General features: G+C 36.7%; 11 protein-coding genes. 4 read left to right on the top strand and 7 right to left on the bottom strand.

Annotation, left to right across the window (positions count from 1 at the left end; all coding sequences use genetic code 11):
* Window positions 1-81: 81 nt before the first annotated feature.
* Window positions 82-1,383, bottom strand: coding sequence for a hypothetical protein (locus ASU31_RS10090; RefSeq protein WP_057932187.1), 1,302 nt, complete (start codon window positions 1,381-1,383; stop codon window positions 82-84).
* Between the two features lie 385 nt (window positions 1,384-1,768).
* On the opposite strand from ASU31_RS10090, the gene ASU31_RS10085 reads away from it, so the two are divergent.
* Window positions 1,769-3,286 carry a malate:quinone oxidoreductase gene (locus ASU31_RS10085; protein ID WP_057932186.1) on the top strand — a complete coding sequence of 506 codons (1,518 nt, stop codon included), beginning with the start codon at window positions 1,769-1,771 and terminating at the stop codon, window positions 3,284-3,286.
* Between the two features lie 384 nt (window positions 3,287-3,670).
* Here ASU31_RS10085 and ytxJ read toward each other — a convergent pair whose 3' ends face one another.
* From ytxJ to ribH, 3 genes are all read right to left on the bottom strand, one after another.
* Window positions 3,671-4,003 (bottom strand): bacillithiol system redox-active protein YtxJ, encoded by a 333-nt coding sequence (gene ytxJ, locus ASU31_RS10080; protein ID WP_057932185.1) that lies wholly within the window; start codon window positions 4,001-4,003, stop codon window positions 3,671-3,673.
* Between the two features lie 89 nt (window positions 4,004-4,092).
* Window positions 4,093-4,215 carry a hypothetical protein gene (locus tag ASU31_RS27995; RefSeq protein WP_255420130.1) on the bottom strand — a complete coding sequence of 41 codons (123 nt, stop codon included), beginning with the start codon at window positions 4,213-4,215 and terminating at the stop codon, window positions 4,093-4,095.
* A gap of 114 nt (window positions 4,216-4,329) precedes the next feature.
* Window positions 4,330-4,821 (bottom strand): 6,7-dimethyl-8-ribityllumazine synthase, encoded by a 492-nt coding sequence (gene ribH, locus ASU31_RS10075; RefSeq protein WP_057932184.1) that lies wholly within the window; start codon window positions 4,819-4,821, stop codon window positions 4,330-4,332.
* Window positions 4,822-4,985: 164 nt separating this feature from the next.
* Here ribH and ASU31_RS10070 point away from each other — a divergent pair, with 164 nt between their 5' ends.
* Window positions 4,986-11,360, top strand: a complete 6,375-nt coding sequence (locus ASU31_RS10070; RefSeq protein ID WP_057932183.1) for an alpha-2-macroglobulin family protein — start codon at window positions 4,986-4,988, stop codon at window positions 11,358-11,360.
* 262 nt (window positions 11,361-11,622) lie between these two features.
* Here ASU31_RS10070 and ASU31_RS10065 read toward each other — a convergent pair whose 3' ends face one another.
* The 3 genes from ASU31_RS10065 to ASU31_RS10055 all read right to left on the bottom strand — a co-directional run bounded on the left by ASU31_RS10065 (window position 11,623) and on the right by ASU31_RS10055 (window position 14,421).
* Window positions 11,623-12,297, bottom strand: a complete 675-nt coding sequence (locus ASU31_RS10065; protein WP_057932182.1) for a LytR/AlgR family response regulator transcription factor — start codon at window positions 12,295-12,297, stop codon at window positions 11,623-11,625.
* Between the two features lie 47 nt (window positions 12,298-12,344).
* Window positions 12,345-12,659, bottom strand: a complete 315-nt coding sequence (locus ASU31_RS10060; protein WP_057932181.1) for a GIY-YIG nuclease family protein — start codon at window positions 12,657-12,659, stop codon at window positions 12,345-12,347.
* 223 nt (window positions 12,660-12,882) lie between these two features.
* The gene (locus ASU31_RS10055) at window positions 12,883-14,421 is read right to left on the bottom strand and encodes a sensor histidine kinase (RefSeq protein WP_057932180.1); all 1,539 of its coding nucleotides are present in this window, start codon (window positions 14,419-14,421) and stop codon (window positions 12,883-12,885) included.
* A gap of 330 nt (window positions 14,422-14,751) precedes the next feature.
* Between ASU31_RS10055 and ASU31_RS10050 the strand changes: the two genes are divergently transcribed.
* The gene (locus tag ASU31_RS10050; RefSeq protein WP_057932179.1) at window positions 14,752-15,099 is read left to right on the top strand and encodes a Spx/MgsR family RNA polymerase-binding regulatory protein; all 348 of its coding nucleotides are present in this window, start codon (window positions 14,752-14,754) and stop codon (window positions 15,097-15,099) included.
* 68 nt (window positions 15,100-15,167) lie between these two features.
* Entirely contained in the window at window positions 15,168-15,908 is a 741-nt protein-coding gene (locus tag ASU31_RS10045) for a carboxypeptidase-like regulatory domain-containing protein (RefSeq protein ID WP_057932178.1), read from the top strand.
* Window positions 15,909-15,916: the final 8 nt, after the last annotated feature.

The following is a 15,916-nucleotide window of genomic DNA, read 5'->3' as shown; positions in this document are numbered from 1 at the left end:
ATCTTTGAACTATGTTAAAAGATCTCTCCATTCCGCTGCGCTTCATCCGATAGCTATCGGATCGAGATGACGAATCGTATTTTAGTTCAAAAACCCTTTAGCTTTTTCGAACAGTTCGCTACCTTTTTTTCCAATTTCTTTTTTACCCTTTTCAATGGTTGAGGGCTGCGTATATTCACTCACTGAATTAGAAAGCGCTTTAAACTTGCCTATGCCAGCAAATACTTCTTCGGTATAAGGAACACCCTGCTGTTTCATCAGTTTTTCCCAATCTATTTTCGAGAGTACCGCAACCATGTATTTAGTGGCAATTTTACCGATAAATGCTTTATCGTACACATTGGTTAAAGCCTTGTCTGAGTCGCGGTCTTTTACATAAACCATAGTTTGTTGCAGTGCCTCGCGTTCGCTGTTAGAAAATAATGGGCTTTTGCTCAGCTTTTCCAATGCTGGAAGTGATTTCTCTGGCCGCTCTTTCTTTAAATTCAAATAAGCGGTTATTCCCCAAACCAGTTCGTTTTGAATGCCGAGTTTGTTCATATCGTTTAAGAAAGCCTCAAAATCTTCAAGCGATCTTTCCTCATCAATTTTTCGCTCCATTCTCATTCGGTCAAAACCTCTAAAAAGATAGTTCATACTATGGAAAGCCAAATGTGTCTGCTCATCGTTTAAACGGCTCCAGCCAAAAAATGATTTGGTGTAGGGAAGTGGGATTTTCTCGTTTTTATCCAACCATTTAATATTTCTCGAAAGGCCATCTTCAGATAAATAAAACAGGTTGTTGCTAAAAAACAAGAAACCGCGAACAAATTCTAAAAGTGTTTTAATTTCGCAATCGTCCAGCAGTTCCGGTTGAGTTTTAGCACATTCATATAACGCAAAAGGCTGCCCTAAATCTCTGGTGGCCAGTACAGCCATACTTAAAATGGCATGTTCTATATTTTGATAGTAGGCCTTGTTTGTATCCTTAAAAAATGGTTGCGGCGTTTTTACGCCCGTTTTCATCGCGATAAAGCCTGCAGTTAGCAATGGAAAAACATCTTCATCGGTTTCTTTTACAAATTGTTTAACCGATCTATATTCTTTATATACCCTTAAGGCGTCTATTACAGAAATATTTTCATTATTGTTTGCGTTTACTTTGTTCAGGGTTCTGAAAACACTTTGTGCCTGTTTGCTGAATTTCTGATACTCGGGCTGGGTGGTATCCTGAACAGCGGTTGAACGGACTGCTATTTTAGCAAATTTATAAAATATGATTTTATCATAATTGATGTTTTCAGCCAGTTTCTTTTTATCAAGTTCGAGTAAAAGCTGATCGGTTTTTTCGCCAGAACAGGCAGCTAAAAATAGGACAAGGCAAAATAAAATTAAATTCTTCATGAGGCATGTTTTGAACAAATAGATGTATAAAACTAACATTTTAGGAAAGAAAAAAAATGAAAAACGCAGATTCTTCCAAATTTAGCCTTTCAGTACATTTCTCAATTATCGAAATTTTAATTTTTTTGAGCGTTTAAAAGTAAAATGATAAATTTTTAAAGGAAATAGATGGTAAGATTAGCAAATCAATAATAGGTTTCTGTGATCAGTTTTATGTTCTATTTGCTTTGTTATTGACCAAACTAATTTTTGGATTAAAATTTGATTAGAACATGTCAAAAAGAGAGAGGTATTTCTAATTTTTTAGCAATTTTTTCAGATTTAATGGCCTAAAATTCGTAGGATGTTTAAAATCATTCTAAATTTGTAACTCCTTTAAGCTAAGATGACAAAAAAGAAAAAGACAGTTGGTAAAACTGACGCTGATGTAATTTTAATAGGGGCTGGCATCATGAGTGCAACCCTGGGTGTTTTGTTAAAACAATTAGAGCCCAATTTAAGCATAGAAATTTACGAACGTTTAGATATTGCGGCGGCAGAAAGTTCTGATGCCTGGAATAATGCCGGAACGGGACACTCTGCTTTTTGCGAATTAAACTATACACCCGAAAAGAAGGATGGTACGGTTGAAATAAAAAAGGCGGTTCAGATTGCAGAACATTTTGAAGTTTCTAAACAATTTTGGTCATATTTAGTGAACAAGGGATTGGTTTCTGACCCTTGTAATTTTATCCGCAATATTCCTCACATGAGTTTTGTTTGGGGGAAAAAGAATGTAGAGTACCTTAAAAAACGCTACGATGCATTGACCCAATGTGATCTGTTTAGCGACATGCAATATACCGAGGATACTGAGCTTGTAAAAAACTGGGCACCCTTAATAATGGATGGCCGTAAAAAGGGCGAAAAAGTTGCAGCAACAAAGATGGATCTGGGAACCGATGTTAATTTCGGAACCTTAACCCGTGATATGTTTAACAACTTAAAGGAACAAAGCAATGTTAATCTGCATTTCAATCACGAAATCCGTGACCTGAAAAAGAATAAAGACGGCAACTGGATTGTAAAAGTTAAAGATTTAGAAACCGGCGATAAACGTAAACGTGTAGCTAAATTTGTATTTATTGGTGCCGGTGGTGGTTCTTTGCCGTTACTGGAAAAATCAGATATTCCTGAAGGAAAAGGTTTTGGAGGTTTCCCTGTAAGTGGGCAATGGCTGAAATGTACCAATGAGGAAATTATTAAAAAACACCATGCAAAGGTATATGGTAAGGCTGCGGTTGGTGCGCCACCAATGTCGGTTCCACATTTAGATACCAGAATGATTAATGGCAAACAGGCATTGTTGTTTGGCCCTTATGCTGGTTTTTCTACTAAATTCCTTAAAAATGGTTCATTCCTGGATTTACCAAAATCAATTAAATTTAATAATATCCGTCCGATGCTCTCTGCCGGATTACATAACCTCGATTTAACAAAATATTTGATTGAGCAGGTTAGGCAGTCGCCAGAAGACAGATTGGAAGCGTTGAAAGAATATTTACCAACCGCCGAACTTAAAGATTGGGAATTGGAATATGCCGGGCAACGTGTTCAGGTAATCAAAAAAGATGAAAAACAAGGCGGTATTTTAGAATTCGGTACCGAGGTAGTAAGTGCTGCTGATGGTTCTATTGCTGCTTTGTTGGGCGCTTCTCCTGGTGCATCAACAGCTGTTTCTATTATGCTCGATCTGTTAAACCGTTGTTTCGCTGATGATCTGGCCACAGAAGAATGGCAGGCGAAAATCAAAGAAATGATTCCTACTTATGGAAAATCACTTGCTCAGGATGCTGATCTTTGTAAAGAAACCAGAAATAAAACTTCAAAAATATTGAAAATAGAAAATGCTGTAATTGCTTAACCGAAACAGCAATAAATCTTTAAAAGGTTCCGATACAAAATCGGGACCTTTTTTGTTGGGCGGTATTTTCTCGGCCTGTGTCTCCACAGACAGAAATCCGATAAATAATTAACCATCGATATCATCAAACGTTCCTACGGAACGAATCGTGGGTAATATATAAGGAAAAATGGTTTTTTCGTTCCGTAGGAACGTTTGGTGTTTTCTCTTCACAGGCCTTATCTTAATAAACCTGATGGGAAAGGCAGGCCCCGATTGAAAAAATCGGGACTACAGTTTACAGCAGGACTACAGTAACCGATAGCAAACCGGACCATATTCTTACCAAACAAAAGAGGGTATCCAATTGCTTGAATACCCTCTTTTGTGAAAAATACTTTATGATTAAGCCGCAATTACTTCTGCAACTTCATCGGCAGAAATATCACTGTGCGATGCCTCCAATACACACTCGCCATCCTTAATTAATAAGATCTGTGGTGATTGGTGCGCTACCTGAAAGATTTCGGCAATCTGGTTGGAAATATCACGATAGCTAATTAAATCTAAAAAGTAAAGTTTTGTGTCTGCCGGAATGATGTCCCAGTCAAATTCGAAGTTCTTTTTAGCCATTAAACTAATTGAGCAACGTGTGCTGTGCTTAAAAATAAGGCTAAAACCGCTTGCATTCTTGATCTCGTCAAGCTGTTCTATTGAAGTTAAGTTAACCCAAGTCATGATATTATACGTATTGTTTTACAGGACAACAATTACAGTTAAATAAAGTTCTGTAAATGACCTGAATATGAAGATTGCGAATAAAGCGGTTAATTTCTTCTGCGTTTTCCTTCAGGATAAGATCCATAAGCAGGACAAAGCTTAGAAGAACAGGATTCTAAAATGGTAATGGTGCAAAACACCGCCAATAATAAAATGGCTACTTTTTTCATCTGCATAAGTTTGTTTCAATGGTAATGAAGCGATCATGAACTGGTCATGATGATTTCATCGGATCTGATAATTTTTTAAACTTCTAAGTTACAAATAATTATTAAAACGCAAGTTTAAATTTGAGCAGAAAAATCAGCCATTTTAATCGCTGTAATAGCAGCCTCATCGCCTTTGTTGCCATGTTTGCCACCAGCACGATCTTGTGCCTGCTCTAAGTTATTGGTAGTTAAAACACCAAAAATAACTGGTTTACTGTATTTAATGCCAACATTGGTTATACCCTGTGCTACTGCATCGCAAATAAAATCGAAATGTTTGGTATCACCCTGAATCACGCATCCTAAACAAATTACAGCATCTATATCGCTTCTTTTGCTTAATAGAATTTCTGCACCACCTGTTAATTCGAAACTTCCCGGTACAGGTAAAGAAATTATATTTTCTTCGGCAACACCATTAGCTAACAATGTTTTTAATGCACCATTGTACAAAGCACCGGTAATTTCGGCATTCCATTCGGCTACAATAATTCCGAATTTATAGTTTGCTCCATTAGGAACGGTGGTGTGAGAGAAATCAGATAGATTTTTTAATTGTGTTGACATGGGGCAAAGATAATGTTATGCTTCGAATGTTAAAAACCTTAATGTTTGTTACTTGTAACATTTAGTTCAGTTATAGTTAGATTAGTATAATAATCAGATAAAATTTTAACCGCTTATGGAATTTTTACGTTCTGCCCATCTATATTAAAACGCAAAGCCATCTTATGAACATATCATTACGTATCTCCGCTTTATTTCTTTTTACCTTTTTGTTTTCCTTCGGTGTTTCTGCTCAGCATAAATATACGCTGGCAGATTTTTATCGGGTTGACTCTCTTGCTAACCAAGCCAAACCCAAGGATGCCCTGGCTTTGATCGAAAAAATAAATCAAGCGGCACAGAAAGAGAACAATGCACCATTGCTGATCAAATCGGTTATCTACCGGATGATGTTTCAAAGCTATTTAGAAGAGAATGCCTTTGATAAAATTTTGATTGACCTGCGCACAGATATCAGCAATGCCAAACAACCCGAAAAAAGCATTTTACAATCGCTTTTAGCCGAAACATATTGGAATTATTTGCAACAAAATAGGTGGCAAATTGGATCGCGGACACAAGTACAGGGCGATATTGGCAATGACATTAAAACCTGGAGCATTAAAAAACTAAATGAGGAAACGATAAAATACTACCTGTTATCGTTGAAGGAAGCTGAAATTTTGCAACAAACTAAAGTCGATGTTTTGGATGCCGTTTTAGCCGGTGATAAAACTAACCGGAATTATAGGCCAACGCTGTATGATCTGCTTGTACACCGGGCCATCGATGTTTTTAGCAATACGCAGATTAACCTTACACAATATGATGATGACTCAATTGATATGAGCAATGCTGCCTGGTTTGGCAGCAGACAGGCTTTTTTGGCGATGGAACTCACAAATGACAGTACATTGTTTAAACCGCAAGCTTTGCAGTTGTTTAAAAACCTGATCAGATTTCATCAAAACAGCAATAACTTTTCGGCATTGGCCGATGTTGATTTAAAACGCTTAAAATTTATACAACGAAATTTTAGTGGCGATAATCAGGAATTGTACAATAATGCTTTGAGTAATTTAGCCGAACAAAGCAATCAAACTGAAGTTTATGCCGATATTTTATATGAACAGGCCCTTATGCATAAAAATGCGCAATTACCTGTTGATACCAACAGACAAAATCTTTTAACAGCCGTTGTTTTAGCCAAAAGAGCTGTTGATAGCTATCCCAAAAGTATAGGCGCGCAAAATGCAGAAAATTTAATCAAGCAGATTAAAAGCAGCGAATTATCAATTAAAATAAAAGGATATATCCAGCCAGATAAATCTGCACAGTTGTATTTATCATATAAAAATACAGATACAGTACATATTAGGCTTTTTAAAGCACCCGAACCTCAAAATGATTACGAACAGTTTAAAAACAAGGATGACTTTTTAGCTTTTTTTAATCAGAATAAAGTAATCAAAAAATGGTTTGTCATTGTACCCAAAACCAGCGATTACCAAAGCCATACCTTAATTGATAAAATAGGCGGTTTACCCTTTGGTAATTATACCTTGATTGCCCAAACTGTTAACCGCGAACAAAAAGATACTGTTTATAGCAATATTAATTTTAAGGTTACTGCAATGGCTGTAATTAACAGGCGCAATATTGAAAAACATGAATATTTTGTTAGCCAGCTTAGCAACGGTGCACCCTTAAAAAATGTTAAAATCCAGCAACAGCGATATGATTATAATAAGCGGAAATACATTAATGGCGATTTAATTACCACTGATGAAAATGGTTATGCAATTACAAATGAAACCGATGGGAATATGTCTTTTGCGGTGGCTACTTTCGGGAAAGACGAATTGAAATTAAACATCAATAATTATAATACCTATCGGGATGACGATGATAAAGAACGTGTAATTCTTTTTACTGATAGACCTATTTATCGGCCAGGGCAAACCATTTATTACAAGGGTATATGCTTGCAATCGAAAGATGGTAAAAATAAAATAGAAATAAATAAGGCACTTGAGGTATTTTTTAATGATGCGAATGGTAAGGAAATAGCATCAAATAATGTTACCAGCAATGATTTTGGCACTTTTCAGGGATCTTTTAGTATCCCGATGGGGAAATTAAATGGCCAGATGGAAATTGAAACCGATTATGGCCGTATTGCTGTACAGGTTGAGGAATATAAAAGACCGACTTTCGAAGTGGTTTTTGATAAGCCTAATCAGCACTACAAATTGAACGACAGCATTAAAGTACAGGCCAAGGCCAGTTCATTTTCAGGATATTCCGTAAATAATGCAAAAGTAAATTATAAAGTTTTCCACAGGGCGATGTACGATTATCGTTTAACCTACACGCAGCGTAGTGCTATTTATGGTTCAAATATATATAGCGAAAGAAAACAGATTGCCATTGGCAAAACAAATACTAAACCAGGTGGCAGATTCGATATTACCTTTTTTGCAAAGGCCACCAATACCAAACAAAATTATAGCTATGAAATTGAAACTGAGGTAACAGATTTAAATGGCGAAACCCGAACGAAAACCACAACTATAAATGTGGGGCAAAAAGATATCAATCTTAATATCAGTACCGAGCAGGTTATTTATGTAAGCAACAAAACCGATAGTATCCCATTCTGGGTAACCAATTTAAACAACGAACCTATTAAAGCCAATGTTAAGGCAGAATGGAGTTTATTGCAAGCGCCATCCAGGTTAATGAACAAGAGTCCGTTTTATGCCGAAAACTATGCATTAAGCAAAGAGGAATTTATTAAGCGGTTTCCTGATGAGGATTATAACAACGAACTCGAAGTAGCCAAATGGCCAATAAAATCGGTAGAATTAAAACAAAACCCGACTGCTAAAAGTGGTCGGGGGAATTTAATCTTCAATCAGAAAAATCTAAAACCAGGTTATTATAAAATCAGTTTAATAGCCATAAATGAGCAGAACGATACCATTAAAGTAGATAAGTATTTAGTTATCTATAATGAAGCGCCTGCAACGATACAATCTAATATCGAATGGATTGCTCCTGAAGTAAGCGTAATTAAACCGACTGAGAGTGCTGTTTTCCGCTTGGCAGGCTTAGCCGATAACAGCAGGGCTTATTATGAAGTTTATTATCGTGATAGTATAGCCGAAAAGGTATGGCTTAACCTATCGCCAAAACAAAGTTTTGTTAAAATTAAACCGAAAGGTAATTACGAGGATGGTTTTGCCGTACAATTTACCATGGTACATCAAGGTATGGTTTACAGTTCTATGCAACAGGTTAAAATTATAGATCCGAAAAAAGAGTTAGATGTTAAGTTTTTAACCTTTAGAAATAAGCTTCAGCCCGGTGAAAAAGAAAGCTGGAAACTACAGATCAGTAATAAAAATGGCGAAAAGCAGATGGCCGAAATGGTGGCTACGCTATACGACGCAAGTTTGGACGACCTGAAAAGAATGGATTGGAATACGCAGTTACCAACAGGCTTTAACTATTATTTTTACACTTGGAACTTCAATGTAAATGATGTCGCTAACGCAGGTTATTTATGGTTTTTAAGGTCTGAAAATAATTATGGCGTAATTGCACGTGGTTACGAAAATCTTAATTTATTCGGTTACAATTATTACGGCGGTTACAACAATGGTTACCGTAATTATATGAACAGTTTACAAAGGCCTAAAAGAAAGGGCTTATCTCCCGAAGCTGTAAAAAAACTGGCTGAACTGGAAAAAGGTAAATTAATTTATGGGGTGGTGTTCGATAGTCAGCGTGAGCCGGTTCCAGGTGTACAGATCAAATGTGGTAAGATTACTACAAGTACAAATATTTTTGGCATTTACACCATTGATGCTAAAATAGGGGAGACACTGAATTTCGCTTTTATAGGGTATAAGAGATATGCTGTAAAAATTGGCAATAAAAAACGGGTCGATGTAATATTGAAAGAAGATGGGAATGCTTTAAATGAAGTAGTAGTTGTGGGCTATGGGGCGCAGAAAAAGGAGATGACAAGTGCAGCGATACAGATCAGAGGTTCAGCTAGCTTGCAAGGGAAGGTAGCAGGTGTGGCTACAGAAGCTATTTATGGCAGTAGGGCTGCAGATAATAATGCAATTGAAGATTTAATCTCAAGTGCTAGGGCGCCAATTGATCAGAAAGATCCAACACCAGGTCAGGAAATAGAATCCCTTAAAAACAAAAATATTATCCCACGCACCAACTTTAACGAGCTTGCATTTTTTTATCCTCAATTGTTAACTGATGCTAAAGGCGAAATCAAGATCGAGTTTACCATCCCGCAAAGTTTAACACGCTATAAAATGATGGGGTTTGCACATACCAAAGATTTAAAAACCGCATCCATCACCAACGAATTGGTTACCCAGAAACAATTGGCCATTGCCATTAATGCCCCGCGTTTTTTCCGCGAAGGGGATACCATTTTATTAAGCGCCAAACTAAATAATCTGGCAGGCAAAAAACTTATCGGCAATGCCAGTTTAGCACTCACAGATGCCTTAACGGCTAAACCGATCCAGATTTTTGGAGCAAACGAAAAAAACGAAAAAACTTTTGAAGTTGATGATGCAGACAATACGGTTTTAAAATGGACATTAATTATTCCGTCGGGAATTAATGCAATTACCTACAAAGTTTTGGCCCAAAGTGGCAAGTTTAGCGATGGTGAAGAAAATACCATTCCGGTTTTGGCAAATGCCATGTTGGTTACCGAAAGTATGCCCATAAACGTGCGTGGTAATACCAGTAAAACTTTCGAATTTGAGAAGCTGGAGAAATCAGGAGCTTCAAAAACCTTACGCAACCAGAGCTTAACTTTCGAGTTTACTTCAAATCCCATCTGGTATGCCGTGCAGGCATTACCTTATTTAATGGAATACCCCTATGAGTGCGCTGAACAAACTTTTAGCCGGTTTTATGCCAATAGTTTTGCCACAGGTATTATTAATTCCTCGCCAAAAATTAAAACCGTTTTCGAACAATGGCAAAATACAAATAATGGCGAAGCCCTCTTATCCAACCTGGAGAAAAACCAGGAGCTCAAATCAATCTTGTTAGAAGAAACACCTTGGGTACGTAATGCCGATAATGAAAACGAGCGTAAAAAACGTTTAGCCATACTTTTCGATTTAAACAGAATGACTTACGAGTTGAAAAACAATTTCGAAAAGTTAGAGAAAATGCAGTTTAATAACGGTGCTTTTCCGTGGTTTAATGGCATGCAAGAAGATCGGTACATCACACAGCACATTGTTTTAGGAATGAGCCAGTTAAAAAAATTAAAACTGATTGACGAAAAAGCTTATCCTAGTTTTAATGTAATGCTTAACAAAGCCATTATTTATTTAGATGCACAGCTGGTTAAGGATTACAAGGAGGAAGTGAAAGGAAAACGTTTTGCCTATTTGCCGTTGCACTATCTATTCGCCAGAAGCTACACCAATCAAAAAAATAACAATGCAGATTTTTTAAAGGCTAAAGATTTCTATCTGAAAAAATTAATAGCAAGCTGGAAAACCTTTGATACTTACCAGTTGGCACAAACTGCCTTGGTTTTAAATAGAAACAGCAATGAGGTAGAAGCCAAAAAAATCATTACGTTATTAAATCAAACGGCTCAGCAAAGTGATGAACTCGGCATGTACTGGGCTACAAATAAAGCTGGCTGGTGGTGGTACCAAAGCCCGATAGAAACACAGGCTTTACTAATAGAGGCTTTCGACGAAGTGACTAACGATGCCAAATCGGTGGAGGAAATGAAAATCTGGTTGCTCAAAAACAAACAGACCAATGATTGGAAAACAACTAAAGCCACCACGGCGGCGTGTTATGCATTGCTAATGAAAGGTACTAACCTTCTGACAGAGCGCAATGAGCCAGAAATAACTATTGGCGGTCAAAAAATAACAGATCTGCTACAGCCTAATGCCCTAAAAGAAGCCGGAACGGGTTATCAAAAATTAACCATTGCAGCGGCTAATGTAAAACCAGAAATGGGGAAAGTACAGGTTAAAAACAACAACCAGACTGTAGCCTGGGGTGCAATGTACTGGCAATATTTTGAGCAACTGGATAAAATTACCCCGGCCAACACAGGTATTAAAATCAACAAACAATTGTTTGTCCAAAAAGCTAGCGCTAAAGGCGATGTTTTGACACCACTTACGGCAACCAATATTTTGGCCCCTGGCGATTTATTGAAAGTGCGTATTGAAATTTACTGCGATCGGGATATGGAATATATTCATTTGAAGGATATGCGTTCATCGGGTTTTGAACCTGTAAACGTAATCTCCAGGTATAAATATCAGGATGGTTTAGGTTATTACGAAAGTACAAAAGATGCTTCAACCAATTTCTTTATCAGTTATATGCCAAAAGGAACCTACGTATTTGAATATCCATTGCGGGTTACGCATGCCGGAAATTTTTCAAATGGAATTACAAGCTTGCAAAGTATGTATGCACCAGAGTTTACCACACACTCAGCAGGGATAAGGGTAAATGTGAAACCTTAAGATGTTGGGCGTCACCCTGACCTGGAGCGAAGCGGAAAGCTACGGAGTAAACCGAGCTCACCGAAGGTAATTTATTTCAGGGGGCTAACTAACGAAGTACAAGTGGTTGAATCATAAATATAGATTTGTCATCCTGTCCAAAGGACTCCTACGGAGAGCTTGTCGACGGACCTGCTTAAATACTCTTTAAGGTGTTTCGACAAGCTCAACATGACATCATCTAAGGTGAAATCGCCTATATGATACAACCACTTAAATTACATTAAGTAAGTTTAATACTGGTATAAGTTGCACCTATAGGAATAATTTTTTCTCCAATCCAAATCTGGCTGCGGTCAAATTTGGATATTTTATTTTTAGCTACAATAAATGCCCGGTGACAACGGATAAAATCTGCTTTTGGCAATAGTTCGGCCAAATCGTTAATGGTAATCCTTGAGCTTAAAAGTTTATCTTTTAGTTGTATCTGGGTGTAATTGCCTGAGGCTTCTACATAAAGAATTTCGTCCAACTCTACCTTAATTTGCTCGTAACCATCTTTTACGAAAATATATTCTGTTTTTGTTTCCTGCTTCTGATTGCGCAGGTTAAAGAGTTCCTGGGCTTTATTGCAAGCCTTTAAAAAACGCGAAAGTGAAAAAGGTTTTAGCAGATAATCTACAGCATCGAGTTCAAAACTCTGCACAGCATGCTCTGTATAGGCTGTTGTAAAAATAACCATTGGTGGTTTGCTCAAACTCTTTAAAAAATCAATTCCACTGATATCTGGCATTTTGATATCCAGAAAAATTAAATCAACCTTGTTCTGCTGAAGATAGCTGATGGCTGCAAAGGCATCGGTAAAAGTTTGTTGCAATGTTACAAATGGAACTTTTGAGGCGTGAGATTTTATGATCTCTAATGCAATTGGTTCATCATCTATAGCAATGGCAATCATTTTTTATTTGTCTTGTTGGATGTCAGGCGGAACGTAGTCGAAACCTATTACTTTGTGAAATTTGTATGGCTTGTAATGTTTTTACAAATGGATAACGCTTTAAGTTTATCCCAGTTATCGTTTATAATGGCCTCTTTCTTTTTTCTCGACCAGCCTTTAACTTGTTTTTCGAAACTTATCGCATCGTTTATATCTTCAAAGTGCTCACAAAACACTAACGCCAATGGTCTTCTTTCTGCAGTATAGCAATTAACGTTTATTGCATTTTCATGCTCATAAAGCCTTCTGTCTATATCGTTGGTAACCCCTGTGTAATATGAATTATCAGCACATTTTAGAATATAAACAGTGTAGGTTTTCATATTTTTATTTTACTTGTCGGTACTTCATCTTCGCTTTATACTAATGCGTGTTGTCATCCTGAGCGGAGTCGAAGGACATTTTAAATATAATAAAATCAAGATTAATCCCAACAGATATTTTTGATCTACTACCCTTCGACTACGCTCAGGGTGACAGTCGCAGATAAATTATCATTTATACTGACATGACAAATTATGGGTTGCCATAAGCAAAGTCGAAGGACTAATCCAATTGCAAAGTTAAATGAACAAAAAATTCATTAGCACTTTCACGGATAATTAACTCATGTTTTCCGTAATAAAGCAATGATAAACGTTGTTTAACATTTTCTAGTCCGATGCCACTTTTTAATTTCTCGGGATCATTATCTGCCTTAATATAAATGCTGTTGCTTACATCAAAATACAAAGTTTTTTCTTTGGTTTGCAAGGTAATTTTAATATACGAAGGCTGTTGCAAACTAATACCATGTTTAAATGCATTTTCGATAAACGGAATCAATAGCATTGGTGTAATCTGCAGGTTATTCAACTGTTCTTCAATATGTGTATCAATTCTGATATCTGCAGAGCGGGAGGTACGGAGCTTTTGCAAATCAATATAATTGTTCAGGTATTCTACCTCGCGGGTTAACGAAATTTTATCCTGGGTATTTTCATGGAGCATAAAACGCATCATATCACCCAGTTTCTGGATCCCTTCGCCCGTCCTTTCTGCATTTTCCTGCAAAGCTGTTCCGAATAAGGTATTTAAAGCATTAAACAAGAAGTGTGGATTGATCTGCGATTTTAAGAAATTAAGGTTCGCATCCGATTTGCCCAACTCCGTTTTGAGCATCTGGATTTCGCTTTGTTTTTCAAATTTATGTTTATAAATATACCATGCAGATGGCGTAGTAATGCAGATTAAGCATATGGCGTTTAAAATTAAGGTAATCGGCACTACAGCACCATTGCGCATAAAAGGGATAAGGACAATCAACAGCAGGAGTGAGAGGATAATGGTTAAACCTACATTTCCCCAAAAATACCGGCCAAAACCTTTAAAATCCTTTCTGAGGTTTGGAATAACGTAATAAATAGAGCAAAAAGCCAGAAAGATATTTACCGGTGGTACAATTACCCAAACGATCAGTATTTCGTAATCTATTCTTACCGAAAGTACGGCTGCAAAAATCATGAGCGAAATCAGCCAGATTTTGGTACTTACAAAGAGTTCTGGAACGATGTTATTATGGTAGTTTTTTAATACCGGGATTCTTTTTAGTAATTCTAAGCCCCGCTCATTAAAATAGGCATACGCATTAAAGAGTAGATATAAAAAGAAAATATAAGTAAAAGCTTCGCCAAAAAAGATCCCGTAAGCGTTATCGATGTTGTCATATTCAACCAATCGGTATGCTTGAGAATAGGTATTGTAAACCATCCACGCAACTACAGAGAACGCTGTAACCAAAACCGTAAGAATAAGATTAAGTGTTATGTTATTCTTATTTGCAAGTTGGGGCATGAGGCAAAAATTGAACAATAAAAAGCTGATATATAAACTGGTGATCTTAAATAATTCTGGAATAAAGAAGTTTGCCATTACACTGTAATCAATACCGCTTTCTTCAAAACGATAAGAATTGCCCGAGTTATAGATTGTGGATGAGCAGATACCAATTAGGGCCAGCACATATAGTGTTGTAGAAATCCAAAATTCAAGCTGGTTGATGCTTTTGGTTTTTATTGTAGATGGGTTACCTGATAGAATTACCATTTGTTTTAGTTTATACCACAATTTTACGAAGAGAATTTACATCTATATTTAAAATGTGATGGATGAGCTAAAAAATGGGATGAATGATTAGAATTTTTAGGATTATTTGATTTTAAGATCAGGTTTCGGGTTAGTTGTGCAGTCAGATGTTACCATCTGACTGTTGTTGGATCCGGAAAATTGATTGACAGTTGAGCTTTGCATTGGATAGAAATATCTGACACCACATTCAAATTTTATTATCTTTGAAACGGATTGTTGGATTGGTTACCATCATCCATTTTACATTTTTCCATTTATACTTCACTCATTCAAAATTCAATAATTTATATGACCGTTTACGGAATTCCAAATTGCAATACAGTTAAAAAATCGCTCGATTGGTTAAAAACACATCAGATTGATTTTGAATTTCACGATTTCAAGAAAAAAGGCATTACAACTGAAAAATTAAATGAATGGTGTAATACCTTCGGTTGGGAAACGGTATTAAACCGTAAAGGCTTAACCTGGAAAAAACTCACTAAAGAAGAGCAGGCTAAAATTGATAACCAAGATTTGGCAATAGCTTATTTAAAAGAAAATACCAGCGCAATAAAACGTCCGATTATTGAGCAAAACAACAAAGCCATATTAATTGGATTTGATGATGACAATTATTTAAAAACACTAGCCTAATTCAATTGTTCTAATGTTAAAGTTTGTTAAATGCAGCTTTTAAATGTCGAACTAAGTTACTTTTGAGTATGTACAAACTGATCATTTTTCTATTGCTTGCCTTGCCAATTGGCGTTTTTGCACAAACGGTAACTACAGGTACGGTTTTCGATTACTCGAAAAAAACGCTTTCTCTTCCTGGTGTTAGTATCAGAAATCTGAACAGTAAAAAATCAACCAGTACAAATAGAGAAGGTAAGTATACCATTGGTGCGAATATTGGCGATCTTTTAGAGTTTTCTGCCGTTGGCTATCATACCGATACGCTGTACTTAACCAACCTGTTAAATAGAACGATATATCTTCCGGTTAAATCGAACAGTCTAAAAGATGTAGATATTACAGCAGTGCGGATGAATAGTCAGGTTACAGATGCGAAAGATCCATTAGCTGAAAAATATACACTATTGAGTACAGGTGGAAACCTAAACCGTAAGCGTATGACCGATAAGGTTGGTGGCTTAAACCTAAACCTTGGCTATGGTAAATATCGAAGACAACAACGAAAAGAGGCCGATTTGGAGGAAAAAGAAATGTATCTCCAGGAAATTGATGAGAATTTTACCGCAAAGGCCATTACGGATATGACCAAGCTAGAGGGTGAGGAACTTAAAAACTTCATGATTATTTATCGCCCTTCGGTAGAGACAGTAAAGGCAGAAAGGCCATACCGTTATGCTTATTATATTTCCCGTGCCTTTGCAGCGTGGAAAAAATTAACCCCCCAAGAAAGAAAACTTCAGGATCTACCCAAATTAAAAGCGAATTAATATTCTGT

Source organism: Pedobacter ginsenosidimutans (assembly GCF_001442625.1).
GTDB classification, from domain to species: domain Bacteria; phylum Bacteroidota; class Bacteroidia; order Sphingobacteriales; family Sphingobacteriaceae; genus Pedobacter; species Pedobacter ginsenosidimutans.
The sequence above is the reverse complement of the archived record's forward strand: the minus strand, read 5'-3'. Positions and strand labels throughout refer to the sequence as shown.

Coding starts and splice junctions, on each gene's coding strand:
- ASU31_RS10090 (WP_057932187.1), bottom strand. CDS start 1,383: ATGAAGAATTTAATTTTATTTTGCCTTGTCCTATTTTTAGCTGCCTGT.
- ASU31_RS10050 (WP_057932179.1), top strand. CDS start 14,752: ATGACCGTTTACGGAATTCCAAATTGCAATACAGTTAAAAAATCGCTC.
- ASU31_RS10070 (WP_057932183.1), top strand. CDS start 4,986: ATGAACATATCATTACGTATCTCCGCTTTATTTCTTTTTACCTTTTTG.
- ASU31_RS27995 (WP_255420130.1), bottom strand. CDS start 4,215: ATGAAAAAAGTAGCCATTTTATTATTGGCGGTGTTTTGCACCATTACC.
- ASU31_RS10045 (WP_057932178.1), top strand. CDS start 15,168: ATGTACAAACTGATCATTTTTCTATTGCTTGCCTTGCCAATTGGCGTT.
- ribH (WP_057932184.1), bottom strand. CDS start 4,821: ATGTCAACACAATTAAAAAATCTATCTGATTTCTCTCACACCACCGTT.
- ytxJ (WP_057932185.1), bottom strand. CDS start 4,003: ATGACTTGGGTTAACTTAACTTCAATAGAACAGCTTGACGAGATCAAG.
- ASU31_RS10055 (WP_057932180.1), bottom strand. CDS start 14,421: ATGGTAATTCTATCAGGTAACCCATCTACAATAAAAACCAAAAGCATC.
- ASU31_RS10065 (WP_057932182.1), bottom strand. CDS start 12,297: ATGATTGCCATTGCTATAGATGATGAACCAATTGCATTAGAGATCATA.
- ASU31_RS10085 (WP_057932186.1), top strand. CDS start 1,769: ATGACAAAAAAGAAAAAGACAGTTGGTAAAACTGACGCTGATGTAATT.
- ASU31_RS10060 (WP_057932181.1), bottom strand. CDS start 12,659: ATGAAAACCTACACTGTTTATATTCTAAAATGTGCTGATAATTCATAT.